Source organism: Gaiella sp. (genome assembly GCF_035710885.1).
Classification (GTDB): Bacteria; Actinomycetota; Thermoleophilia; order Gaiellales; family Gaiellaceae; genus Gaiella.
This window is the reverse complement of record NZ_DASTCS010000069.1, coordinates 1-23127: the sequence shown is the minus strand read 5'-3', so window position 1 is coordinate 23127 and position 23127 is coordinate 1. Positions and strand designations below refer to the sequence as shown.

Annotated in this window: 22 protein-coding genes and 2 tRNA genes; 8 read left to right on the top strand and 16 right to left on the bottom strand. The window is 71.3% G+C overall.

Translation table 11 applies throughout. The features are described 5' to 3' along the window. Positions 1 to 68: 68 nt before the first annotated feature. On the bottom strand, positions 69 to 845 hold the full coding sequence (locus VFO26_RS15935; protein ID WP_325116054.1) for a methyltransferase domain-containing protein: 777 nt from the start codon (positions 843 to 845) through the stop codon (positions 69 to 71). 46 nt (positions 846 to 891) lie between these two features. Between VFO26_RS15935 and VFO26_RS15930 the strand changes: the two genes are divergently transcribed. After that, entirely contained in the window at positions 892 to 1518 is a 627-nt protein-coding gene (locus VFO26_RS15930) for a hypothetical protein (RefSeq protein WP_325116052.1), read from the top strand. A 114-nt stretch (positions 1519 to 1632) separates the two neighbouring features. Beyond that, the gene (gene cysC, locus VFO26_RS15925; protein ID WP_325116051.1) at positions 1633 to 2208 is read left to right on the top strand and encodes an adenylyl-sulfate kinase; all 576 of its coding nucleotides are present in this window, start codon (positions 1633 to 1635) and stop codon (positions 2206 to 2208) included. Here cysC and VFO26_RS15920 read toward each other — a convergent pair. The 9 genes from VFO26_RS15920 to VFO26_RS15880 form a co-directional block, all read right to left on the bottom strand. Next, positions 2183 to 3034, bottom strand: a complete 852-nt coding sequence (locus tag VFO26_RS15920; RefSeq protein WP_325116050.1) for a sulfotransferase — start codon at positions 3032 to 3034, stop codon at positions 2183 to 2185. The two genes, cysC and VFO26_RS15920, sit on opposite strands and share 26 nt — an antisense overlap. A gap of 9 nt (positions 3035 to 3043) precedes the next feature. Beyond that, positions 3044 to 4105 (bottom strand): glycoside hydrolase family 3 N-terminal domain-containing protein, encoded by a 1062-nt coding sequence (locus VFO26_RS15915; protein ID WP_325116049.1) that lies wholly within the window; start codon positions 4103 to 4105, stop codon positions 3044 to 3046. 82 nt (positions 4106 to 4187) lie between these two features. After that, positions 4188 to 4625, bottom strand: a complete 438-nt coding sequence (locus tag VFO26_RS15910; RefSeq protein ID WP_325116048.1) for a DUF6941 family protein — start codon at positions 4623 to 4625, stop codon at positions 4188 to 4190. A gap of 100 nt (positions 4626 to 4725) precedes the next feature. Then, positions 4726 to 5265 (bottom strand): NAD(P)H-dependent oxidoreductase, encoded by a 540-nt coding sequence (locus tag VFO26_RS15905; RefSeq protein ID WP_325116047.1) that lies wholly within the window; start codon positions 5263 to 5265, stop codon positions 4726 to 4728. Further along, the gene (locus tag VFO26_RS15900; RefSeq protein ID WP_325116046.1) at positions 5265 to 5816 is read right to left on the bottom strand and encodes a YceI family protein; all 552 of its coding nucleotides are present in this window, start codon (positions 5814 to 5816) and stop codon (positions 5265 to 5267) included. The genes VFO26_RS15905 and VFO26_RS15900 overlap by 1 nt, the downstream gene beginning before the upstream one ends. Before the next feature lie 75 nt (positions 5817 to 5891). Continuing rightward, positions 5892 to 7235, bottom strand: a complete 1344-nt coding sequence (locus VFO26_RS15895) for a Mur ligase family protein (protein WP_325116045.1) — start codon at positions 7233 to 7235, stop codon at positions 5892 to 5894. Between the two features lie 107 nt (positions 7236 to 7342). Further along, on the bottom strand, positions 7343 to 8875 hold the full coding sequence (locus VFO26_RS15890; RefSeq protein ID WP_325116044.1) for a CoA-acylating methylmalonate-semialdehyde dehydrogenase: 1533 nt from the start codon (positions 8873 to 8875) through the stop codon (positions 7343 to 7345). 307 nt (positions 8876 to 9182) lie between these two features. Further along, on the bottom strand, positions 9183 to 10061 hold the full coding sequence (gene ypfJ, locus VFO26_RS15885) for a KPN_02809 family neutral zinc metallopeptidase (protein ID WP_325116043.1): 879 nt from the start codon (positions 10059 to 10061) through the stop codon (positions 9183 to 9185). Positions 10062 to 10102: 41 nt separating this feature from the next. Continuing rightward, positions 10103 to 11182, bottom strand: a complete 1080-nt coding sequence (locus VFO26_RS15880; RefSeq protein ID WP_325116042.1) for a C40 family peptidase — start codon at positions 11180 to 11182, stop codon at positions 10103 to 10105. Positions 11183 to 11781: 599 nt separating this feature from the next. On the opposite strand from VFO26_RS15880, the gene VFO26_RS15875 reads away from it, so the two are divergent. After that, positions 11782 to 12183 (top strand): hypothetical protein, encoded by a 402-nt coding sequence (locus VFO26_RS15875; RefSeq protein WP_325116041.1) that lies wholly within the window; start codon positions 11782 to 11784, stop codon positions 12181 to 12183. 228 nt (positions 12184 to 12411) lie between these two features. Here VFO26_RS15875 and VFO26_RS15870 read toward each other — a convergent pair whose 3' ends face one another. Further along, positions 12412 to 13530: an NAD(P)/FAD-dependent oxidoreductase gene (locus VFO26_RS15870; RefSeq protein WP_325116039.1), complete on the bottom strand. Its 1119-nt coding sequence runs from the start codon at positions 13528 to 13530 to the stop codon at positions 12412 to 12414. Positions 13531 to 13571: 41 nt separating this feature from the next. Between VFO26_RS15870 and VFO26_RS15865 the strand changes: the two genes are divergently transcribed. Beyond that, positions 13572 to 13653: transfer RNA gene (locus VFO26_RS15865), tRNA-Tyr, on the top strand. 179 nt (positions 13654 to 13832) lie between these two features. On the opposite strand, the gene VFO26_RS15860 is transcribed toward VFO26_RS15865, so the two are convergent. Beyond that, positions 13833 to 14075, bottom strand: a complete 243-nt coding sequence (locus VFO26_RS15860) for a hypothetical protein (RefSeq protein WP_325116038.1) — start codon at positions 14073 to 14075, stop codon at positions 13833 to 13835. 89 nt (positions 14076 to 14164) lie between these two features. On the opposite strand from VFO26_RS15860, the gene VFO26_RS15855 reads away from it, so the two are divergent. Next, positions 14165 to 17086 carry a helix-turn-helix transcriptional regulator gene (locus VFO26_RS15855; RefSeq protein ID WP_325116037.1) on the top strand — a complete coding sequence of 974 codons (2922 nt, stop codon included), beginning with the start codon at positions 14165 to 14167 and terminating at the stop codon, positions 17084 to 17086. Further along, positions 17083 to 18543 carry an APC family permease gene (locus VFO26_RS15850; RefSeq protein WP_325116036.1) on the top strand — a complete coding sequence of 487 codons (1461 nt, stop codon included), beginning with the start codon at positions 17083 to 17085 and terminating at the stop codon, positions 18541 to 18543. Before VFO26_RS15855 ends, VFO26_RS15850 begins: the two co-directional genes overlap by 4 nt. 13 nt (positions 18544 to 18556) lie before the next feature. Here VFO26_RS15850 and VFO26_RS15845 read toward each other — a convergent pair whose 3' ends face one another. Then, the gene (locus tag VFO26_RS15845) at positions 18557 to 19207 is read right to left on the bottom strand and encodes a hypothetical protein (RefSeq protein ID WP_325116035.1); all 651 of its coding nucleotides are present in this window, start codon (positions 19205 to 19207) and stop codon (positions 18557 to 18559) included. Positions 19208 to 19320: 113 nt separating this feature from the next. After that, entirely contained in the window at positions 19321 to 19848 is a 528-nt protein-coding gene (locus tag VFO26_RS15840) for a hypothetical protein (protein WP_325116034.1), read from the bottom strand. A gap of 211 nt (positions 19849 to 20059) precedes the next feature. On the opposite strand from VFO26_RS15840, the gene VFO26_RS15835 reads away from it, so the two are divergent. Continuing rightward, a complete protein-coding gene (locus VFO26_RS15835; protein ID WP_325116033.1) occupies positions 20060 to 21040 on the top strand; it encodes a hypothetical protein in 981 nt (326 codons plus the stop codon). A gap of 124 nt (positions 21041 to 21164) precedes the next feature. Further along, positions 21165 to 21237 (top strand) — tRNA-Thr (locus VFO26_RS15830). Positions 21238 to 21560: 323 nt separating this feature from the next. Here VFO26_RS15830 and VFO26_RS15825 read toward each other — a convergent pair. Beyond that, on the bottom strand, positions 21561 to 22304 hold the full coding sequence (locus tag VFO26_RS15825) for an NADP-dependent oxidoreductase (RefSeq protein WP_325116032.1): 744 nt from the start codon (positions 22302 to 22304) through the stop codon (positions 21561 to 21563). A gap of 376 nt (positions 22305 to 22680) precedes the next feature. Continuing rightward, positions 22681 to 23127, bottom strand: a 447-nt coding sequence (locus tag VFO26_RS15820; protein WP_325116031.1) for a hemerythrin domain-containing protein, incomplete at its 5' end; no start/stop codon positions are given.

Below are 23127 nucleotides of genomic sequence, written 5' to 3'. Positions count from 1 at the left end.
CCGCGCCCGTCGAGCGATGGAGAGGGGGCGGCATCGCCGCCCCCTCCCACATGCGGGCGGCGCGATGCTCAGCGGGCGGTGAAGCAGAACTGGGTGAGTGCGAGGAAGAACTCACCCCGCCTCCCCAGCTCCTGCAGGTCGTCCGACCACGCACGGAGCTCGTCGGGCGGGAAGTCGCCTCGCCCGCCGACGTAGTCCTCCATCAGCGTGATCATCGACGCGTAGAACGCTCCGGGCTCGTACTCGATCGTCGAGAACGAGTGACCGTCCGCCTCGACGTGCTCGAACCCGGCCGCTCGGAGCTGCGTCGCGAGGGTTCTCGGCAGCGTCGGATGTGTGAGGTGCCCGTCCCACGCCTCGAGCACCCGCGCCGTGAGCGCGGGATCGGTCGAGTGGAGCGACAGGGTGCTCCAGTCGACGTCCCAGACGAGCAGCCGGCCGCCGGGCCGAAGCGCCCGTCGCATTGCTGTGAGCGCAGCGACCGTGTCCGGCACGTACTCCAGGACCTGGACGCACAACGCCGCGTCGAACGATCCCTCTTCCACCGGCAGCTCGGTCGCCTCGCCTTCGAGAAACGACGCGTTCGCCTTCGCCTCGTTGCGCTGGCGCGCGGCGCCCAGCATCTGCGGGCTCCGGTCGACGCCGACGATCGAGCCCGAGGGGCCGACGTCCTCGAGGAGATCCGCCACGTAGAACCCGGGGCCGCAGCCGACGTCGAGGATTCGCTCACCGGGTGCCGCGGCCAGGGACTCCCGCACGATGCGCCGCCGACGCAGGATCTCGGCCGTCCGGTAGAGGGCCTCCAGGCGGGGCAGGAGATCGGCGTCGAAGCTCAGCTGGCTCACGCTTGCTCCAATCCTCGACGAAGGACGGATGCTACAACCGCCGGACGTGCCTCTCCAGAACCGCGTCACGCCGTTGGGAGAGCTGATCGCGCACCCGGCCCGCGGCCTCGTGTACGGCAACCGCGGCTGCCTGCACGACGCAGACGGGCGCATCCGCCGCCGCTACCAGGTGAGGCGCTGGATCTCGTGCCGTCTGGAGTTCCGCGGGCGTCGGCGCTCTCCGCTGATGCAGCCCGGCCGGTACACGGAGCTGTTCTTTCTCGACGACGCGACCGCGCTCGCGGCCGGTCACCGGCCTTGCGCGGAGTGTCGCCGTGAGGACTACGGCCGTTTCACGTCACTCTGGCGTGACCTCAACGGAGACGCGGGTGCCGACGCGATCGACACGCGGCTCCATGGCGAGCGAATCGATGCGGAGACCCCCAAGCACCGCCTCCACCAGGAGGAGGCGGACGAGCTGCCCGACGGCGCGTTCGTGCTGCACGACGGCTCGCCGAAGCTCGTGCTCGGCGACGAGCTGCTGACGTGGGCAGTTGGCGGCTACCTCGCACGCGAGCCGCGGCCGCGCGGGTCGGCGACGCTGATCACGCCACCCTCCCTCGTCGCCGTCCTCCGCGCGGGCTGGCGCCCCACGGCGGTTCCGTTGCTCCACCCCTCGACGGCCCGTAGATGAGAAGGGCGCCGAGCGCGAGGAGCCGGATCCCGGCGCGGCGAGGCGAGTTGCCGACCCTCGTCGGCTCGGCCGCAAGCACCGCGCAACACCGCAGGCCTCTGGTACCACTCCGCCGTGGCCCCCGCGCAGAACTCCGGCTTCACCGTCTGGCTCACCGGCCTCTCGGGCGCCGGGAAGACCACCATCGGCCACGCGGTGGCGGTCGAGCTCGAGCGGAGGGGCCTGCACGTCGAGGTGCTCGACGGGGACGTCGTGCGGACGCATCTGTCGAAGGGGCTCGGCTTCTCGCACGAGGATCGCGACACGAACATCGAGCGGATCGGCTGGGTCGCGTCGCGCCTCACCCGGCACGGCGCGGCCGTCGTGGTCGCCGCGATCTCCCCGTACGACACGACCCGCAAGCGGGTGCGCGCTCTCGTCGAGGAGCAGGGCCCCTTCGTCGAGGTCTGGGTGAAGGCACCCCTCGAGGAGTGCGCACGACGGGACGTCAAAGGCCTGTACGCGAAGGCGTTCGCCGGCGAGATCACGCAGTTCACAGGGGTGGACGATCCCTACGAGGAGCCCGACGACGCCGAGGTGGTCGCCGACACGGTGGCGCTCTCGCCCGACGAGTCGGTCGCCCTCGTGATGGCCGAGCTCGAGCGGCTCGGCATCGTGCCCGTGGCTACGCCGGCTTCGGCGCCGCGCTGAGCTCGTAGCCGAGCGCGAGGAGCTCAGCGCCTGCCTCGCGCTCGACGTCGGCCAGCTGCTCCCGCGTCAGATCGCGTCGCCAGCGGCCCGCCGACGTGTCGTGCGCCAGGGCGAACGCCGCGGCAACGGCATCGGCGTCGACGCCGAGCTTCGAGGCGACCGGTGCGGCGGCGGCGGCGGGGTCTGCCACGAGCTGCTCGTAGCGCAGCCGAACCGTCCGTCCGGGGACGGCCTCGGCGGCGGTGACGTACCGCCGCCAGGCCCAGGCCGCGCGGGTTGCGTCCGACACACGCGAGAACTCCTCCGCCCTCCCCGGCTCGACCCAGAATCTCGGGTGCGCACCGAACGGCAGCCGAGCGTCGTCCGCCCCGGTCCGTTCGGCGCTGAGCCAGCCACGTTCGAGCAGCGAGGTGACCACGTCTCGCCCGTCGCGGATCACGTGGACCGCGACCGCCTCCCGGTACGCCTCGAGCGCCGCCGCGAGCACGAAGCTGGTCTCCGGGGTCTGCTCGATGCCCCGCAGGCCGCGCGCCAGGCCGAGCGTGCGCACGCGCTCGAGAATCCGGCGCAGCCGCTCCGCAACCTCGTCCTCGGGTTGCCCGATGAGCCCCGGGATGGCCGCCTTCCACGGCTGCACCTCGTCGAGGTCGACGAAGCCCGGCAGCGACCCGAGCGCCCGCGCCGTGAACGTCGTTCCCGAGCGCGGCGACCCGACCACGAACACGAGTCGCTCCTCGGTGCCGAGGCTCCTCCCCCGGCGCGCGACTCGGGACGCGCTCCGCGCGTAGAGTGCCGCGCTCACGGCAGCCTCCCTCAGGCGAGACATCGACGGAATCTAGCCCGCGTACGTCGCCGTGAGCTCGCCGATGCGAGCAGCGCTTCGCTCGAGCGCGGCCCGCGGGAGGCGGCCGGCGCGTGCTTCGGCGACGAGCGCGTCGAAGACCCGCTCCGTGGATCGCTCCGAGCCGACGAACAGCAGCAGGTCGACGCCGGTGCGAGCGGCCCGGATGGCTGACTCGGCCAACGACATACGCTGCGTCGTCGCAAGCGCCTCCAGGGCGTCGGTGATCGTCGCGCCGCGAAACCCGAGCCCGCGTAGGAGCCGGAGCACCCCGGGTGACCAGGCCGCGGGCCGGGCCCCGTATGCGGCGTACGACGCGTTCGAGACCATCACGAGGGGCACGACACCCGCAGCGATCGCACGGCGGTAGGGAACCAGTCCCGGCTCGAGCGCAGCTTCGTCGGCGTCGATCGCTACCGCCACGCGGTCGGTCGTCTTCGTCGCGAGGCCGAGCCCGGGAAAGTGCTTCAGCGCGGGCGCGATGCCGCCGTCGAGGAGCCCCGCCGAGAAGGCGGTCACCGACTTCGCCACACGCATCGGGATCGTCGAGAAGCCCCGCCGCTGGCGCGAGATGAACGATCCCTCGACCGTCGGCACGTCCGCGACCGGTGCGAGATCGACGTCGAGGCCGAGCCGCTCGAGCGCACGCGCCGTGTCGCGCCCGCGCCGCCGCAGGGCGGCCTCACCGAGGCGACCCATCTCGTCTGCGGAGGCAGCGGGCGGCGCCCAGCGGAATCGACGGACGGCGCCGCCTTCCTGATCGGTGACGATCAGAATCGGCCGGCGGGCCTCGGCGGCCGCGGCGCGGAGGCTCCCCGTCAACGCCCGGACCTGCGGCGCCGAGCGGACGTTTCGCCCCATCAGGATCACGCCGCCGACGCGGCCGCTCCGGATGCGACGCAGGAGCGCGGGCGTCGCGGTCGGGCCGTCCACGCCGACCACGAGCCGGGTGCCGATCAGCCGCTCGAGGCTGTTCCCCGCCGCCGCCGGTGCCGACGAGGCGCACGGCAACGCGCAGGCTGCAAGCAGGGCGACAAGGGCGAGGCGGCGCGCCATCGCCCCATCCTGTCAGCGGTTCAGGCCGTCGAGCCCGGGATCCACGGCGCCGACGGGCTCGGTGGGGCCCCGCAGGGCTGGGTCACAGGGCGTCTTCCTCCTCGACCCGGACGGTGAAAGGAAGACGCCACTCGTCGTCGGCCTCACCGTCGATCGTCAGCCGCCACTCGTAGCGCCCGGGGTCGAGCGGGATCGGTCCGGAGTTGACCGCTACGGGAAAATCCAGAGGCGTGCCGGGCTTCAGGCCGGCCGGGCGCCCCACCTCGAAGGGGAAGTCGTCGAAGAACACCACCGGCTGCGTGCCGTCGTCGGTGTCCATGTCGACCGCGATGCCGTCGGCGTCGAGCAGCTCGAGCCGCATCACGTGGCGCTGGTTCGCCTGGTCCCAGGGGACGCGGATGAGGATCGCGATGCCGAAGGGGACCGGCTCCGGGCCGGTCAGCGACCATCCTCCGCCTACCACCGTGAGCTTGCCGTCCGACACCTGGGCGAAGTCGGCGAGGAGCATCGTCACACGCACGCCGCGAGTCTCGCACAGCGGGACCGCTCCGACGCGGCTCCCAGGCTCGGGTCGAGGAAGCCCGGCTCTGGCCGATGATCAGCCGGGCGATTCGGCGCGGTCAGGCGGCGAGGGGCTCCGCCACGGTCGCCGAGGTCAGCGCCTCGAGCACGCCGGCCAGCTCCTCGCGGAGCTCGGGATCGGGGTCCGCGAGCCTGCGGTCGGCCTTCGCGACCGGGAGCTCGACGTCGAGCACCTTGGCGCTCATCAGCCCGAGCACCTTCTTCAGCTCGCGCTGGGCCCAGACCGCGCCGAACGCTCCGGTGCTGGCTCCGATCACGGCGGTGGGCTTGCCCCTGATCGGCGACTCGCTGATGGGCCGCGAGACCCAGTCGAGCGCGTTCTTCAGCTGGCCCGGGATCGAGCCGTTGTACTCGGGGGTCGCGAGGAGGACAGCGTCCGCTGCGGCGATCGCGTCCTTCAGGACTTCGACGGGTGAGGGGGCCAAATCCTCGAGATCCTGGTCGTAGGGCGGGATCTCCGCCAGGCGCCGGTAGACGTCGAGCTCGACACCCGCAGGCAGCTCCTCCGCCGCGAGGCGAAGGAGCTGCGCGTTGAGCGAGTCGGCGCGGAGGCTGCCCGCCAGACCGAGGACCTTCATTACGACTCGTCCCCGGCGCTCCGCACGAAGACGAGCTTCGCGTCGAGCTCGACCTCGTCGGCCAGCATCGAGCCGCCCTCGGGAAGCGGAGCGTTCCATGTCAGCCCGACGGCGTTCTTGTCGACGGTCCCGGCGAGCGAGAGGCCGAGCTTGGTGTTGCCCCAGGGATCGGCGACGGGCTCGGCGATCGTCCCCGTGAGCGTGATCGGCGCCCGGTTGCCCTTCACCTCGAGGACGCCCTCGAACGTCACCCGGTTGCCGTCACGCCTCGCCGGGCCGGCCTCGAAGGAGAGCTCGGGGTAGGTCGCGCTGTCGAAGAAGTCGGCTGACGCGAGGTGCTCCGCGAGCTGGTCGTTGTCGACGTCGATGCTCGACGCCTTGGCCTTGCCGCGCAGCCCCTGCCCGTCGAGGGTGGCCTCGAACGAGCGGAAAGCGCCCTGGAACGGAGCGACGCCCATGTAGAGGACGTTGAACCCGATTGTCGAGTGGGTCGGGTCGAGGGCCCACGTCCCGGTGGGGATGCCGGTCTCGATCATGCTGGTGCTGCTCACGGTTCCTCCCGCGTCGTGCGCATTTGCTTGCGCAGAGAATAGTTGCTAATACAAGTAACGGGAGGAGCCTAGCAGCTATTCCCTTGCTTGCGCAAGTGTTTCCAGCGCGGGGGCGATTCTCTCTCGGTCGGCGGGGGGCAGCGGGAACATCGGGGAGACCACGAGCACCTTCGCTCCCTCCGCGCGCTCGGAGGCGAGCGCGATGGCCTCGTCGAGGGTCTGGGCGCGCACGATTCGGCTCCGGTCGAAGAACGGCGCGAGCCGTGCGGCGGCCGGCCCGAAGAGGACGACGAGGCGTGCGACCCGGCGCGCCTCGGCGCAGGCCTGCTCGAGCAGCATCTGCTCCTCTGGGGAGGAGTGAACGGGGAGGCCCGCGATCTCGAGCTCCCCGCCGGCGACGAGCACCACCGATCCCGCAGCCCGTCTCCGGAGCGCGGCCGCCGTCTTGGCGGGGGTCGCTGCCATGCCGTCGTCGATCAGCTCCGTGTCACCCAGCTGCCCGACCCGCGTGGCACGGAAGGGTGGCGCCTGCGGCGGGCCGAGCTGCTCCGGCAGCGCGCCGGCCGCCAACGCCGTCGCCGCGGCCGCGAGCAGCGCCTGGAGGCGAGGTCCGTCCACGCGGGCGGGCACGTGAAACGACCGCTCGCCCGTCGCGTCGCGCAGCACGACTTCCTTCCCCCTCACGAATGCGCCCGCGTCCACCTCGGCCTTCGCGGAGAACCCGAAGCGCCGACCGGGAGATCCGCTTGCGATCGCAGCGGCATCCACGTCGTCCTCGTTCACCACCACGACGTCGCCCGGGGACTGCCGGCTCACGATCGCCTCCTTGGCCGCCCGATAGCGGTCGAGCGACCCGTGCAACTCGAGGTGGTCGGGCCAGAAGCACGTGATCACCGCGATCCTCGGGCTCCGGGTCGTGAAGCAGAGATGCGAGCTCGTGAGCTCCATCAGCACGACGCCGTCCGCCGGCGCGGGCAGCAGCTCGTCCGTCGGCCACAGGTTCGCCGCTCGTGCGGTCGTGCTCGTGTGGACCGTGACCCCGGCGGTACGGAGGAGGTAGGCGAGGAACGCCGCGGTCGTCGTCTTGCCCGCGGTCCCGGTGACGCCGATCGTCGGCGCCTCGGAACGCTCGAGTACGAAGTCTCCAAGGCACCGTACGACGCACCCGCTCTCGCGGAGCAGTGCCACGCGGGGCGCGACTTCGGGCGTCCACACGTCGAGGAACGCCTCGTCGTGCTGGCCGGGGTTGGCGTCGAGGTCGGCATGTGCCCTGATCTCGACGCCCTTCGCGCGGAGCGCCAGAGCCTGCTGAGAGGCTGTGTCAGGGCCGGCGAGCGTGACTCGCCGACCCTCGCGCGCGAGAAGCCGCGCCAGTGTGACCGCGCCGCGGTCGAAGCCCTCGACGAGCGTTCGCGTCATGCGAGAGGCGGCCGGGGCGGCGCCGCAGGTCCGCCCCGACCGACAGGTGACGATTGTGCACGCATCGGGGCCGGCGGGTCAACGGTTGAGGCCCGATGCATTTCTCCCTACCTCGTCTGCGGGAACCCGAGATCGACCTTGCTGGTCGCGGGATCGGGCCACCGCGAGGTGACGACCTTGCCGCGCGTGTAGAAGTGGATCGACTCCGGCCCGTAGGCGTGCGAGTCCCCGAAGAGCGACGCCTTCCAGCCTCCGAACGAGTAGTAGGCGACGGGCACGGGGATCGGCACGTTGATACCGACCATGCCGGCGCTGACGTCGAACTGGAACTGGCGCGCGACGCCTCCGTCACGCGTGAACAGCGCAACGCCGTTGCCGTACGGGTTGTCGTTGACAAGGCCGATCGCATCGTCATAGCTCGCGGCCCGGACGACGGACAGGACCGGGCCGAAGATCTCGTCCCGGTAGGCGTCCATCGCCGTCGTCACGTTGTCGAGCAGCGAGACGCCCAGGAAGAAGCCGTCCCCGTCGGGTGTCGACTCGCGCCCGTCGGCCACGACCGTGGCGCCCTGCTCGGACCCGGAGGCGATGTAGGACGCCACCTTGTCCCGATGCTCCCGCGTCACGAGGGGGCCCATCTCCGAGTCGGGCTGCATGCCGTCGCCGACCTTGACCTTCGGCAGCCGCGCCTTGATCGCCTCGACGAGGGGGTCGGCCGCGTCCCCGACCGCGACGAGCACGGACACGGCCATGCAGCGCTCGCCGGCCGAGCCGTAGCCCGCCGAGACCGCCGCGTCGGCGGCCATCTCGATGTCGGCGTCGGGCAGCACGATCATGTGGTTCTTCGCGCCGCCGAGTGCCTGCACGCGCTTGCCGTGCTTCGTGCCGGTCTCGTAGATGTAGCGGGCGATGGGCGTCGAGCCGACGAACGAGATCGCGGAGATGCCGGGATGCGCGAGCAACGCGTCGACCGCGACCTTGTCGCCGTGCACGACGTTGAAGACGCCGTCCGGCAGGCCCGCCTCCTTGAGGAGCTCCGCCGTCAGCAGCGAGGCGGAGGGGTCCTTCTCGGAGGGCTTGAGGATGAAGCAGTTCCCGCACGCGATCGCCGGCGCCCACATCCACATGGGCACCATCGCCGGGAAGTTGAACGGCGTGATGCCTGCGACCACGCCGAGCGGCTGGCGGATCGAGTACACGTCGATACCCGTGGACGCCTGCTCGGAGAACTCACCCTTGATCAGGGTGGGGATCCCGCAGGCGTACTCGATCACCTCGAGCCCGCGTGCGACCTCGCCCATCGCGTCGGACAGCACCTTCCCGTGCTCGGCGGTGAGGAGCTTCGCGAGGTCCTCGCGGTGGGTGTGGAACAGCTCGCGGATGCGGAAGAAGAGCTCGGCGCGCTTCGCGAGGGACACGGTGCGCCAGGGCTCCCACGCCTCTGCGGCGTTCCGCACCGCGGCATCCACCTCCTCCACCGACGCCAGGTCGACGGCGCCGGACTGGCGACCGGCGGAGGGGTTGTAGACCGGGCCGCTGCGGCCCGACGTGCCGTCGACGCGCTTTCCGCCGATCCAGTGTGGGATCCGGGTGATCGTCTGGTCGCGCCCGGCCGCCGGCGCCTCCGCAAGCTCCGTCATGGCTCACTCCTCTCGGAATCCGTGTCTCCTGAGGGTATCGCGGCAGGGCCCGGCGACGCGGTCGCAGCGCCGGGGCGCCGAGCGCTGTCAGACACCGATCTCTGTCAAGGGGAAATCGCGCCGATTTCGTGCCGATTCATCCACAAGATTCATCCACAACTGGACGAACGGCTTGGCGCGGCGCCTTGGGCCGGGTGAGCCGCTTCCCGCGGCCGACCGGGCACGTCTCACCCGGACGTCTTGACGAGAAACAGTGTCTGACACCGAACGTGCGCACCACCGCGAGCCCACGCGTGGACGCGGCGGCTCAGACGTCGACGCTGCCCGTGTCGCAGTCGTTGACGTCGCCGGACTCGAAGCCCTTGCGGAACCACTCCGTCCGGAGCGCCGCCGAGCCGTGGGTCCACTGCTCGGGGCTCCGCGCCCCCAGGCGATCGTCGCCGACGGCAGACGCGGCCGTGAGCCCTTCCTCGACGTCGCCTTCCTCGAGCACCCCCCGCTCGTACGTGGAGTGAGCCCACACGCCTGCAAAGCAGTCGGCCTGGAGCTCGAGCCGAACGAGGTACAGGTTCGCATTCCCCGGGTCGCTCTGCTGCTTCTGTCGCACCTCGCCTTCGATGCCGAGCACCGCCTGCACGTGGTGCCCGATCTCGTGAGCGATCACGTACGCCCACGCGAAGTCGCCGGGGGCGCCGAACCGCCGAGACAGCTCCTGCGCGAACGAGAGATCGAGGTAGACCTTGTTGTCGGCCGGGCAGTAGAACGGGCCTGTCGCGGCAGACGCCGGGCCGCAGCCGGTCTGCGTTCCGCTCGTGAAGGTGACGACGGGCGCGCGCGGGTACTGCCGGTCCGCCGAGGAGAAGACCTGCGTCCACATGTCCTGGGAGTCCTTGCTCACGAACTTCGTGAACTCGAACAGGTCGTCGTCGCCCCGCGCCGTCTGGCTTCCCGGAGCGGCAGGCTGTGCCGGCTGGAGGCCGCCCCCCGGCGAGAAACCGCTGTCCGCTCCGCCGCCGCCGATGACGTTCCCGCCGAGCAGAAGCGCCGCGACGATCGCGATGATGATCCCGAGGCCGCCGGCACCCTTCCCCATCGGGATCGGAAGACCGCCTCCGCCGAGCATGCCACCGCCTTGCCCGCGGCGGTCCTCCATGTCGCCCTGGCCCTGAACCTTCTTCCAGCGCACGCCCGGAGCCTACCCACAGGCTGTGGGCGAAAAAACGTGCTCTAGGCGGCCAGACCGGCTTCGGCCAGCGGCCGGCGTGCCCACGCGAGCGTCTCCGCGTACCACCCCTGGAGCGGCTGGAGGGTGACGCCGCCGCCCGACGAGTGGACGAACCAGCCGTTTCCGACGTAGATCCCCATGTGGCCGACCTCCGACGGCTTCGACTTCCGCCCGCGGGCTCCGAAGAAGACGATGTCGGCGGGCTGGAGTGTCGACGGATCGATGCGCTGCGGCCTGGCCACCTCCCCGCTCATGGCGTAGCTCGTGCGACCCTTCAGCACCGCTGCCAGCGCCGGCGCGTCCGCGAACGGCTGGAGCTTGTAGACCCGCCAGACGAGGCCGGAGCAGTCGAACCCGCCCGGCGCGGAGATCGCGTTGCCGGGGGCAGTCGCGCTCCAGAGGGTCTGCGTCTTCTCGGACATGCCCGCGAAGACGTACGGCTGCCCGACGAGACGCAGCGCGCGGGCGAGAACTTCCCGCTGGAGGCCGGAGAGCGCGGGCACCATGAACCCGCCCGCGAGCTCCTGGACGAGAGCGATCCGGGCGGGGTCGAGCAACCGGAGCTTGGCGAGCGAGTAGGCGGCCTCTGCCCGCGAGGCCGGCGCCGTGGGGGCGCGCTCGAGGTCCTCGGTGCCCTGCGGATGGTTGAGCCGGAGCCCGAGGAGACGCGCGATCGTTTCCGTGCCGAGCATGTCGGTGGGCTCGAGACCGGCGGCGCGTGCCGCGAGCCGGATCGTGCGGGCCGACGGGAGCAGCCCGACGGCGGCCACGAGCTGCGCATCGAGCTCACGCATCGTGACGATGCGACCGGGATCGAGCGGTGTCCGGTGGGGCTTTCCGAGCGCGACGATCGCGTCGTGCAGCTCTCCGCGCGTGAGCGGGTCGTGGGGCCGGAACGACGGGACGTTCGGCCCCATCAGCCGCGCCAGCACGACGGACGCGATCTGGGGCGCGGCCCAGCTCTTCACGGAGGTCGCGGTCGGGGCCAGGTCGTCCGAGGGGGCCGCGGAGGACGCAGCGGCGGGGGCGACGAGCGCCAGGGCACCGACGAGGCAGAGACGATGGACGATCCAGCGACGCATCCGTACTCGTATCGGACGTATGCGAGTCGCTCTTGATCGGCCGCTCGAGGATGTGAACGAAATCCGAACAACGGCGGCCCCCTGCGGCCACTCCATCACGGTGTGGCTGTGCGGAGGGGGCTCGCGCTGCTGACGGTGATGGTGGTCGGCGGTCGGCATCGCCTCCTCGGGGGCGGCCGAGGCAGAGGCGCAACGGCCGCAGATCGCGGGGGTCACGCTCGACGGCAAGCACCTGGCACTCGCGGACCTCGGCGGCGAGCCGGTGGTCGTCAACGTGTGGTCATCGTGGTGAAGCGTCTGCAACAGCGAGGCGGTCGCCTACGCACGATGGGTCCGAGGGCAAGGGAAGCGATTTCGCTTCCTCGGCCTGAACGCGGCGGACACGCCCTCGGGCGCAAAGGCGTTCGTGCGCGGCTACGGCTGGACCTGGCCGTCGATCCGTGATCCGCGTCGTGCCCTCGCGCGACGCTTCGGCGCGACGGACCAGCCGGCGTTCATCCTGATCGATGCCAAGGGCAGGTACGTCGCGGGCTTCCAGAATGCCGGGGACGCCCGCTCGCTGGAACACGCTCGTCGCGAAACTGCGCTAGAACGCGCGCATGGCGCGGGAGACCATCCGCGACTGGGTCCGATCGGTCGAGCGCGCAGAGCCGACCGAGCAGTGGGTGATGCTCTGCTTCTTCGCGGGACGTGACGTCCCGGTCGACGACGACGAGCTGAACGGCGCGATCCGCCGTGCCGAGCTCCTCCTCGCCGCCGGCGGTGACCCGCGGCGCACGCTGGATCCCTTCGGCCGGGCGGCCGAATCGCTGGCCGACGACCTCGACGCGCCAGACCGGCGCGCGCTGCTCCGCGCGGGGCTCGAGGCCCTCCGAGCCGACGTCACCGGGCTCCGCGGCGCACGTGAGTCGCTCGCGCTCCTGCTCTCGGATCCCGACCTCGCCTGGAGGGCCTACGCGACGTCATTGCTCGCGGAGGCGCTCGCCGAGGGGGACATCTGATGACTAGCGTGGCATAGATGCATGCCACGAACCACGATCGACCTGGACGCTGCCGTCCTTCGCGAGCTGAAGCGGCGCTCACGTGCGCGGGGGACGACGATGAGCAGACTCGCCTCGGAGCTACTCGCACACGCACTCGTGGCGAGAACGGTGTGCGGACGATCTGGACCAACGACCGCGACTTCGCCGGTTCGAGGGAATCCTCGTCCGGGATCCGTTCGTCTGAGGTCAGCCGGCCAGGCGGGCGATCAGCTTGAGCGGGCCGCGAGCTGCGCCGCGCGCGTCCGCCGGGTGCGCGACGTCGCCGCAGAGCAGGCCGGCGACGACGTCGAAGACCCCGGGCGCTCGGGCGGCCGCGAAGACGGTGCGGGGATATCGGTCGAGCGCTCGCTTCGCGGCCCAGGAGGCGGCCGCATGCCGGTCGAGCGTCGCCGACAGGGCTCTGGTGTACCCGGGCAGGTCGCCGGCGAGGATCGCGGTCGCCGCGAGCCGGGCGGAGACGAACGCCTCGTACATCCCGTCGCCGGAGAGCGGATCGACGAGCCCGGCCGCATCCCCCACGAGCAGCACGCGGCCCGTGCCGGCGGGAGTGCCCAGCCGCCGCATGGGCAAACGATGGCCCTTGATGTCGGTCAGCGTCCCCGGATCGAGGCGATGCTCTCGCGCGAGACGTGCGAGGTGCTCGCGCAGCCGCGGGCCCTCGCTCCCCCAGCCCCCGACGCCGAGGTTCGCGTGGTCTCCCTTCGGAAACACCCAGCCGTACCCGCCGGGGACGACTGCCAGCTCGATCACGGCCGTCCGCTCGAGATCTCCCGAGAGAGCGTGGAGCGGCGCGTTGCCCTCGAGGGCGACCCCTCGCACGATGCCGTCCACGAGCCCTGCGGAGCGTGCGACGACGCCGTTCGCCCCGTCCGCGCCGACGAGCACGTCTGCGCGTACCGTGTCGGCTCCGACACGGGCCGTGACCCCGGTCCTGTCCAGCTCGAGCGCCTCCACGCGCGCGCCGTCCCGAAGCTCCGCTCCAACCTCGGCGGCGTGCTCGGCGAGGAACGAGTCCAGCCGCCGGCGTTGCGTCATCCGGATCAGAGGCTCGTCGTGCGTCCGGGAGAACGTCGAGCCGTAGCGCAGGCGAAGCTCGAAGCGGTCGACGTCGCGCTCCACGACGGGTGACGGGTCGACCGGGATCCGCTTCAGCGCGCGCCCTGTGAGTCCGCCGCCGCACGGCTTGTCGCGCGGGAAGCGCGCCTTGTCGGCAAGGACAACGCTTGCACCCCCACGGGCCAGGTGGAACGCGGTCGACGAGCCCGCCGGCCCGGCCCCGACGACGAGGGCGTCGAAGGTCTGCACATCCCGAGTCTAGGCGTCACGCGGCTACAATCCGCGCTCCCGCAGGGATTCCCGAGTGGCCAAAGGGGGCGGGCTGTAAACCCGCTGGCTCAGCCTTCGGAGGTTCGAATCCTCCTCCCTGCATGGTGGCGCGGGAGCCCAGGGCTCTCCTACCGACCGTCCTTCTGCGTGGAGGTGTCTGCGCGTCGCGGAAGCGCCGGCCTGTTCGGGCCGGCAGACAGACGCTGCGCCTTCGACATCCACTCGTCGCCCGGCGGGCGGGTCTCGACCCGCGCGCGCGACACTCGCTTCGGGTCTCGCCGTCACGGGATCTCGACATCCCTGACCTCGATCGGCACGGTGCGTCGCGCGACGAACTGCGGGAGCTGCGCGAGGGCCGCGGCAGCATCCTCGGCCTGGACGCGCCACCACAGCGCGTGCCCTCCTCCGAGACAGGTCGACGCCGCGCGGCGGTGACGCAGAGGGCTCCGAAATCCCGCCCAGGCGGCGAACGCGGCTGCGCACTCGTCCGGCTCGTGTCGGTGGTGGAGAAGGAAGAACGGCATGCATCGAGGGTGCCGCAGCCGCGGTTCCCGTACATCGGGGACAGGCCCTTAACCGAGAGTGGAACGGCAGCGCAGTAGGGTCGCAGGACGTGCCGATCGATTTCAGCGTCGGGCCGACCGTCGGGCGCGAGTCCGCGCTCGAGCAGTTCGACGCGGCTCTCGACGCGCTGGCCGAGAGAGCCCCTGCCTGTATCGCGGTCGAGGGCGAGCCGGGCATCGGCAAGACGCATCTGCTCACGGAGCTGCGCCGCCGGGCCGAGGAGCGGGGATATCTCGTCCTGGCGGGGTCGGCGACGGAGTTCGAGCAGGACCTGGCCTTCAGCGTCTGGACCGATGCCTTGGACGCCTACGTCGCGTCGCAGGAGCTCGAGCTGGGAGACGGGTGGAGCGCCGAGCTGGTGCGCGAGCTCGGCGAGATCGTTCCCTCGGTTCGGCGCCCCGGCCGGGGGGCCCGTCGATCCGTCGCCGACGAGCGCTACAGGGTCCATCGCGCCGCGCGCCTGCTGCTCGAGCTCCTCGCCCACGAACGGCCGCTGATCGTCGTTCTCGACGACCTGCACTGGGGGGACGAGGCGTCGCTCGAGCTGCTCGCCGCGCTCCTCAGGCGCGGCCCGGTGGCGCCTGTCCTCCTCGCCCCCGCCTTCCGGTCAGGGCAGGCTCCCGTACGGCTGTCGGCCGCGCTCGCGGCCCCGACCGTCCGCCGGATCTCGCTCGAGCCGCTGACGGAGGCAGAGGCGAACGAGCTGCTCGGCGGCGTCGAGCCGCGAACCGCTGCGGCGATCTACCGGCACGGGGGCGGCAACCCGTTCTACCTCCAGCAGCTCAGACGTGCGGGCGAGGAGGGGCGGCTGCACGTCGAGCCCGAGGAGGGGAGCGAGACAGTGGCCGTGGCGGGCGTGCCTCCAGCAGTCGCGGCGTCGCTGGCCGAGGAGCTCGCGTCCCTCCCGGCCGACCAGCTCGTGCTGCTGCGCGCGGCGGCCGTCGCGGGGGAGCCCTTCGAGCCGGACCTGGCGGCGGCGGTCGCCGAGCTGCCGCCGTCGGACGGCCTCGACGCGCTGGACGCGTTGCTGGCGCTCGACCTGGTCCGTCCCACGTCCGTGCCGCGCCGGTTCGTCTTTCGTCATCCGCTCGTGCGGCGTGCCGTCTACGAATCCTCCCCCGCCGGCTGGAGGCTCGGGGCCCACTCGCGCGCGGCCCGCGCACTGGAGACGCGGGGGGCGCCGGCGGCCGAGCGCGCTCATCACGTCGAGCAGTACGCGGGGCAGGGGGACGAGGAAGCGATCGCGCTGATGATGGAGGCCGGAGCGACCGCGGCGGGCCGCGCACCCGCCGCAGCGGCCCGCTGGTTCCAGTCGGCCCTGCGCCTGCTGCCCGCCCACGACGAGCGCCAGGTCGACCTCCGCGTGTCCCTCGCCTCGTCGCTGCGCTCTCTCGGAGAGCTCGACCGTTGTCGGGCTGCCTTGCTCGAGGCGCACGAGCAGCTACCGGCGGATGCCGTCGCACGCAGGGTCGAGCTCACCGCGCACTGCGCGGCCGTCGAACACTGGCTCGGCCGACACGACGAGGCGCATCGGCGCCTGACGCGTGCCTGGGAGGAGCTACCCGACCGCACGACCGCCGAGGCCGCGGCGCTCGAGATCGAGCTCGCGGTCGATGGGCTCTACGAGCTCGACTTCACGCAGGCGGTGGAAATGGGCCGCCGTGCGCTGCTGACCGCGCGTGACGTCGGCGACCGACCGCTGATCGCCGCGGCTGCTGCCGCACTCTGCCTCGCCGAGACGGCGGCGGGGCACATCGAGGTCGCCGGAGAGCTCCGGCTGGAGGCACGAGACGAGGTCGACGGCCTCTCGGACGCGGAGCTCGCGCCGCGGCTGGAGGCGCTCTATCACCTCGCCTGGGCCGAGACGTACCTCGAGCGCTACGAGGACGCGGTAGCCCACGCCGAGCGTGGGATCGCGATCGCGAGAGCATTCGGCGAAGGCCGACTGCTCGTGCCGCTGTCGCTCGCCAGGAATTTCCCCTTCGAGATGCAGGGTCGCCTCCGGGAGGCGATGGCTCTCTGTGAGGCCGCTCTGGAGGCCGCGCAGCTGTCGGCGAGCCCGCACGAGCTCTACCGCGCGCTGTTCGAGCTCGGATGGACGCGGTACTACGCCGGCGATCTCGACGGAGCCCTCGCCGCGCACGAGGAGAGCTCCCGCGTCGACCCGAGGCTGGCCGGAGGCACGATTCCCAACGGTGGCGGCGGCCCGGGCTGGGGGCTCGGCGTCGCCTGGCTCGAGTCGGGCGAGGTCGAACGTGCGCGCGAGCTGCTCCTCCAGCTCGGAGGCGAAGACGTCGCCCGCACGATGCCGGTCGAGCGCTGCTTCGACTGGGAGAGCCTCACGCTCGTCGAGTTGGCCGCCGGCGACGTGGAGGCGGCTGAGAGCTATGCACGCCGCGCAGAGGAGGACGCCGCGCAACTCGGGTTGAGCCTCCCCCGCTCGCTGGCGGGGCGGGCGCGGGCCGCGGTCCTGCTCGCCCGTGGCGACCATCTCGAGGCGGCCCGAGTCGCGCACGAGTCCGCCGAGGCTGCCGGCGCCGTGGGAGCCCGGCTGCAGGCCGCTTTCTCCCGCAGCCTCGAGGGACGTGCTCTGACAGCCGCCGGCGAGCGACTCGAGGCGATAGCGGTGCTCCGCGCGGCCGAGCAGGATCTCGACGCTTGCGGCTCGGTGCGGGTGCGCGACCAGATGCGCCGCGAGCTACGGCGGTTGGGCGCCCGCGCCGAGCCGCGCGGGCCAGCCGGCCCGGACGACAGCGGCGTCCATGCGCTCAGCAAGCGCGAGCTCGAGATCGCGAACCTCGTGACCGATCGCCTCACGAACCGGGAGATCGCCGCAGCGCTCTTCCTCAGCGACAAGACCGTCGAGTCGCACATGCGCAACATCTTCCGGAAGCTGGGCGTGTCGTCGCGAGTCGAGGTCGCCCGGGCCGTGGAACGCGACCGCAACGAGCCGACCCGGGCGCACGTGTGACCTACGTCGCGCCGCCAGCGGATCCCGATGCCGCGCGCCTTGCGGAGCTCGGCTACCGCCAGGAGCTCGCCCGCGGCCTTCATCTGCTCGACAACGCCGCGATGGGCTTCGCCGCCATCTCGCCCGTCGTCGGTCTGTACGCGGTGGTGCTGGTCGGCATGGTCGTGGCCGGACCGGCGTGGGTCTGGGTCCTGCCGATCGCGCTGACGGGCCAGTGCCTGCTGCTGGCGGTCTACGCCGAGCTCGCGTCGGAGTTCCCGATCGCAGGAGGCGCGTACCAGTGGAGTCGCCGACTCATGGGGGGCGGGTACGGCTGGCTGAGCGGCTGGGTGGCGATCTGCGCCTACTGCGCCGCGAACACGACGATCGCCTACCTCGGCGCCCCGTGGGCCCTCACCGTCGCGGGCGTCGCCCCCACGCCCAACGCGATCGTGGTGACGGGCATGGCGCTCGTCGCAGCCTGTGCCGTCGTCGGGGCGTCGAGCGTCGACGTGCTCGGCCGGGTGATCAAGGCCGGGATCGCCGCGGAGATCGTCGCGTCGGTCGGCATCGGGCTCGCGCTCCTGCTCGTGTTCCGCACCCAGGACATCTCGATCCTGACGCAGACGTTCGGTGCGGAGGCGCTCTCGGGCGGGTCGGTGGGAGCCGGGATGCTCGCGGCGCTGGCCGTCGGCGGCTGGGTGTTCATCGGCTTCGATGCCTGCGTGAGCGCGTCCGAGGAGACGAGGCGTGCCGCTCGCCACGTTCCGCGCGCGATCTGGATTGCGCTGCTGAGCGTCGGCATGCTCGTGATCCTCAACGCGTTCGCCGTCACGCTCGCGCACCCCGATGTCGCGGAGGTCGTCGCCGGCAAGGACCCCGACCCCGTCGCCCGGTCCGTCGAAGCGTCCTTCGGGTCGTGGTCGGCGAAGCCCTTCGCCGCAGTTGTGCTCGCGGCGTTCCTCGCCTGCGGCATCGCCGCGCAGGCGCTGACCGCTCGCACGATCTACTCCATCGCCCGCGACGACGTGCTCCCGGCTTCCCGGTTTCTCCGACGCGTCGACCGGCGTCAGGCACCGATCGGCGCGATCGCGACCACCGCCGTCGCCGCATGCCTGGGCTTGCTGCTCGGCCTGCACTCCGCGGCGGTCGGCAGCCTGATCACGTTCGGCACCGCAGGGATCTACGTGGCCTTCCTGCTCGTCGCGCTTGCCGCTCTCGTCGCGCGGGTGCGGGGGACCTGGAGGCCGGCGGGGCACGTCCGGCTCGGCCGCGCGGGTGTCGTCGTCAACGCCCTGGCCGTGGCGTGGCTCTCGTTCGAGACCGTCAACATCGCGTGGCCCCGGGCTTCGTTGGCACCGGTGGGAGCGCCGGCCTACCAGGTGTGGGCGGCGCCGATCCTGCTGGCGGTGATCGGCGCCGCCGGGATCACGTACCTCGTGGCGGCCAGGCCCCAGCGGAAGCTGCCCGGGGGCTGACCGTGTCCGCGGCTCAGTTCGCCGCGGCCGGCGAGGCGCCCTGCATCGCCGCAAGCCGCTCGGCACGCCGCTTGACACCGTGGAGCATCTTGCGCTCCATCACGAGCGAGCCGGGCTCCATGACGGCCATCCCGATCCGGTCGCCGAGCGACGGGTCGACCATCGCGATCCGGTTCCGGCTCAACAGCCTGGTCGCGCCGCCGAGGTCGTCGAGCACGAAGGCCCAGACCCACGTTCCGTCGGTGGACCGGAGCACCAGTGCGCGGTCGGGCTCGAGCACCTCCACCCGCATGTCCGAGAGGCTCTTCCTGCCCGGGATCACGTCGCCGACGGAGAGGTCCTGCCATTCCGGGTGGACCGTGTCCGCGCTGTGGATCTCCAGACCGAAAAGGTTCTCGATCCAGTCGTAGGTGTACGCGCCGCCGCGGCCCGCTCCCATCTGGACGAGCCATGGCCAGACCGCCGAGGGTGACGCGTCGATCGTGATCGCCCGCGTCGAGACGACCGCCGTCTGGGGGAGCAGCTCGTCGCCCGGCAGCTTTCGCGCCACCTCCTCGTCGGTCGCGCCCCAGGTGAGGACCGGCGTGCGCACGATCCGCCGGGCCGCCTCCAGCGCCGCCGCCGTTCCGGCCGCCGTCGCGAGCACCTTCGTCGTGCCTCTCATGTCATTCGCCTCCGATCGTGGACGTCTCGATCCCAGCATGGCGAAGCGAGAGCCGGCCGCATCGGCGGCGACCCGGATCAGCCCTGCGCGGACCTACCGATCCGAGGGCGTTCCTAGGGGTAGTAAGGCGGTGGCGGTGGCGGCGGCGGGGAGGGCGGCGGCGGGGTAGCCGGCGGCGGCGGCGCCGTCGCCGCGCGCGTGACGATCTTCCCCGAGGAGGAGACCACGTACCACTCGCGGTCGACCCCCTGGCCCCTCACGTCGCCGGGCTTCCTGTCCGGCGCATACCGGTACAGCGCATGCCCGTTGTAGGTGACCTGGAGCCCGCCGTCGGGGCGCTTGATCGTGGCGAGCTTCGTCGCGAGGACACCCGCGCCTGCCGCCGGCTTCGTGCCTGCCTTGACCAGCAAGGGCGGCCAGAACCTCGCGCATGCGCCCTTGCACGCGATCTTCCCCCGCTTCTCGTCCGTGTAGTGGTACAGCGTCAACCCGCTCGACGTTGCGACGACCTTTCCCAGTCCGGACGTCCGTACGACCTTCACCGTCGGACGCTGGGCCGCGCTCCCGGCCGCCACCAGGACGGCGCAGGCCGCGACCAGCACCGCCGACACCACAACGCGTGTTCCAGGTGACCTCCGCATCGTCCACTCCTTCGTTGCGCGAACCGGTCCCCGATGTCTACGGTCGCCGAGGCCGGGCGGTTTCGCCGCGGGGGCGCTGACGCGCCTCGGTACGACGATTCGGCTTCCACCCGCCCCCGACCGATCCGTTCGCGTGGTTCGACCGTAGACACGAGGGGTAGCCACTGATGAACAGCTCGATCGGATGAGCGAGGGAAGGAGAGAGCACACGATGATTCGACGTATCCGATCCACGTCTGTCCTCGGGATCGCGCTGGCTGCAACGGCCGCGATCCTGGTCGCCGTTCCGGCTGCGGCAGCCCCCGGCGCGACCGTCTCCGCCACGTCGGGCACAGCCCACGGCCCGGCCGTCTTCCCCACGGAGTTCGCCCTGCCGACCGGGTTCCTGCCGGAGGGCATCGCCATCGGCGCCCTTCCGTATGCCTTCTTCGGCTCTCGCGCCGACGGCGACATCTACCGCGTGAATCTCATCACGGGCAACGGCTCGGTGTTCAGCCAGGGACCCGGCACGCCGTCCGTGGGTATGAAGGTCGACCATCGCTTCCGGCTCTTCGTCGCAGGCGGGACGGGCGGCGACGCCCGCGTGGTGAACGCCGTCACGGGCGAGATCCTCGCCAGCTACGCGTTCGGGTCCACACCGACGTTCGTCAACGACGTCGTGCTGACCCCGGACGCCGCGTGGTTCACCGACTCCCAGCAGCCGTTCCTGTACAAGGTCCCACTGGGGCGGGCCGGGAGCCTGCCGGACCAGAGCGACGTGACCAAGCTGCCCCTCGGCGGCGACTACGTGCACCAGGCCGGGTTCAATCTGAACGGCATCGCTCGAACGCCGGACGGCGACGCCCTGCTCGTCATCCAGTCGGCCACGGGCCTGCTCTTCCGGGTCGATCCATCGACTGGCCGTGCGACGACCGTCGACCTCGGAGGAACACTGCTCAACAACGGCGACGGCTTGCTGCTCGACGGACGCACGCTCTTCGTCGTCCAGAACCAGCTGAACCGCGTCGCCGTCGTCGAGCTCGACAGGGCGGGGACGGAAGGCGTGGTCACGGAGTTCCTCACGGATCCTCGCTTCGACATCCCCACGACGGTCGCCGAGTTCGGAAACCGGCTCTACCTGCCGAACGCGCGGTTCACCTCACCGCAGGTGCCGACGACCACGTTCAACGCAGTCGCGATCCGGAAGCCCTGAGGTCGGCCGAGGACCGCATCCTGCGAGACCCGGTTGTCTGGTGAAATCCACGAACGAGGCTCGGCTCGGCGTCTGCCGGGCCGAGCCCGATCGGCGCAGGCGAAGCGGCTAACCTACGAGCCTCGCCCTCTTAGCTCAGTTGGTAGAGCACCTCCATGGTAAGGAGGGGGTCGACGGTTCGAGTCCGTCAGAGGGCTTCTCGAAAACCGCCTGCATGCCTGCGGTTTCTGCGAATTGCGGTCTTCGTCGCACCTCGTGTTGACGCGTCGATGTCAACTACGAATGTCACCACCATGGAGGTTCCCAGGCTGTATTGGCGGACATGGCCGGGCACTGGCGGTTGCGCTTCTTCCTGCTAACTCAGCCTTGACGGTGTGACGGTCGTGTCCGCCCGTGCCTGCGCGTCCGCACCCCGATGCACCCGTCTCGTACCCGCGCGGTGTTGTCCGAGTCAAGAGCACACGGGAAAGAAGGTGAATGCCGAGTTAGACGTCACGCGAGGATGCAGGACCGAGAGCCATTAGTCGCCCACGGCAGAGGTCACGGCCGCACCCGCCGGCAAGTCAGTGCCAAGCTCGAGCACGACCTTGCCACGCTTCCCGCGGCCTGCGACGCGCTCGAACGCCGCCCGGGCCTCGGTGAGCGGAAAAACCGAGTCGACCTCCGCGCGAAGCTCGCCTGCGTCCACGAGCGTTCTCAACTCCAGCAGTTGCTCGTGGTCGGGTTCGACGATGAAGTAGATCGCGCCCGGCATCTCCTCTGCGATCGTGACCACGCGCTCGCCAGCGGGGACCTCGCCGCCACGAGTGTTGAAGACCAGATCGACCGGACCGCTCTCCACGACCGCTGCGCCGGCGTGTCGCGCAAGCTGGACGGCGATGTGCCCAACCCCGCCTGAGGCGCCCGTGACCAGCACCCGCTCGCCTCGGGCGAGCCGTCCGTGCACAAACAGTGCTTGCCAGGCGGTCAGCCCGCCCATCGGCAGAGCTGCCGCCTCGACGTGGCTCAGCCGCAAGGGCTTCGGTGCAAGCACATCGGCTGGGACGACGGCGTACTCGGCAGCCACGCCGTCGCGGTCGAAAGGCGTGAGCGCATATACCTCGTCACCGCTGCCGACGACAACGCCCGAAAGCTCGTAAGACGGAATCGCCGGCAGTCGATCGACCGGCCACTCCAGCTCGCCACGTGTAATCGCTGCCGCATGCACGCGCACCAGCACCTCGCCCGGACCCGGCGACGGCGTCTCGATCTCCTCGACCTTCAAGCCGTCATCGTGCACCCGTACCGCTAGCACACTGCTCCCCTGCCCCTGACGTTGTCCCAAGGAGATCTTGCCATCTGGGCGGTCCCCGGTGACCGCTTCTCCAAGAGAGAAGGGTGCACCGCCTGCCCGACGCAACTCTGTTGCCTTACTAGACTACAAAGGATGGAGCCTTTCTGGAGCCCGTGGTTGCAGCCGGTCGCAATCGGTGGCAAGTCGGATCGGCGCAGAAGCCGCGAAAACAAGCCGAAACCTTGCCGTGGGTTGCTACCGCGGGCTGCGGGCGCTCGGCAGCGTCAGCGAGCGCCTCGCGCACCGCGCTGATGCCTCGCTGCTCGTCGTCCGCGCGCCTGGCTGGACGACCTGCGCGTCGCGCTCTTCAGTGGTGCGCGTGATCGTGCCCGGCGAGGGCCTCCATGCGCTCGAGCACCGCTTCCGTGAGCTCCGGCGGGGCGGCGTCGAAGGCGGGGAGCTGGATGTCCTCCTCCTTGCGGAAGTGGACGCTGATCAGCGCCTGCAGGCCGTAGAGCAGCTCCTGGAGCGTTTCGACGTCGCCGGGGTCGGCGCGCTCGAGACGCTCGATCCGCTCGACGATCGCCTCGTGGTCGTGGATCATCGGCACAGCCGCATCCTCGAACCCGACCAGCTTCGCCCACTCGGGGTACAACACCTCCTCCTCCGCCTTCGCGTGCGGGACGAGCGTGCCCGCGAGGAACTCCACGATCCTCCCGACGAGCGCCTCGCGCTCGCCGACGTCGAGGCGCGCGACCTCGCGCGCGGCCTGCCCGATGTGTTCGATGTGCGCGTGCAGCTCTGCGTGCTCGCG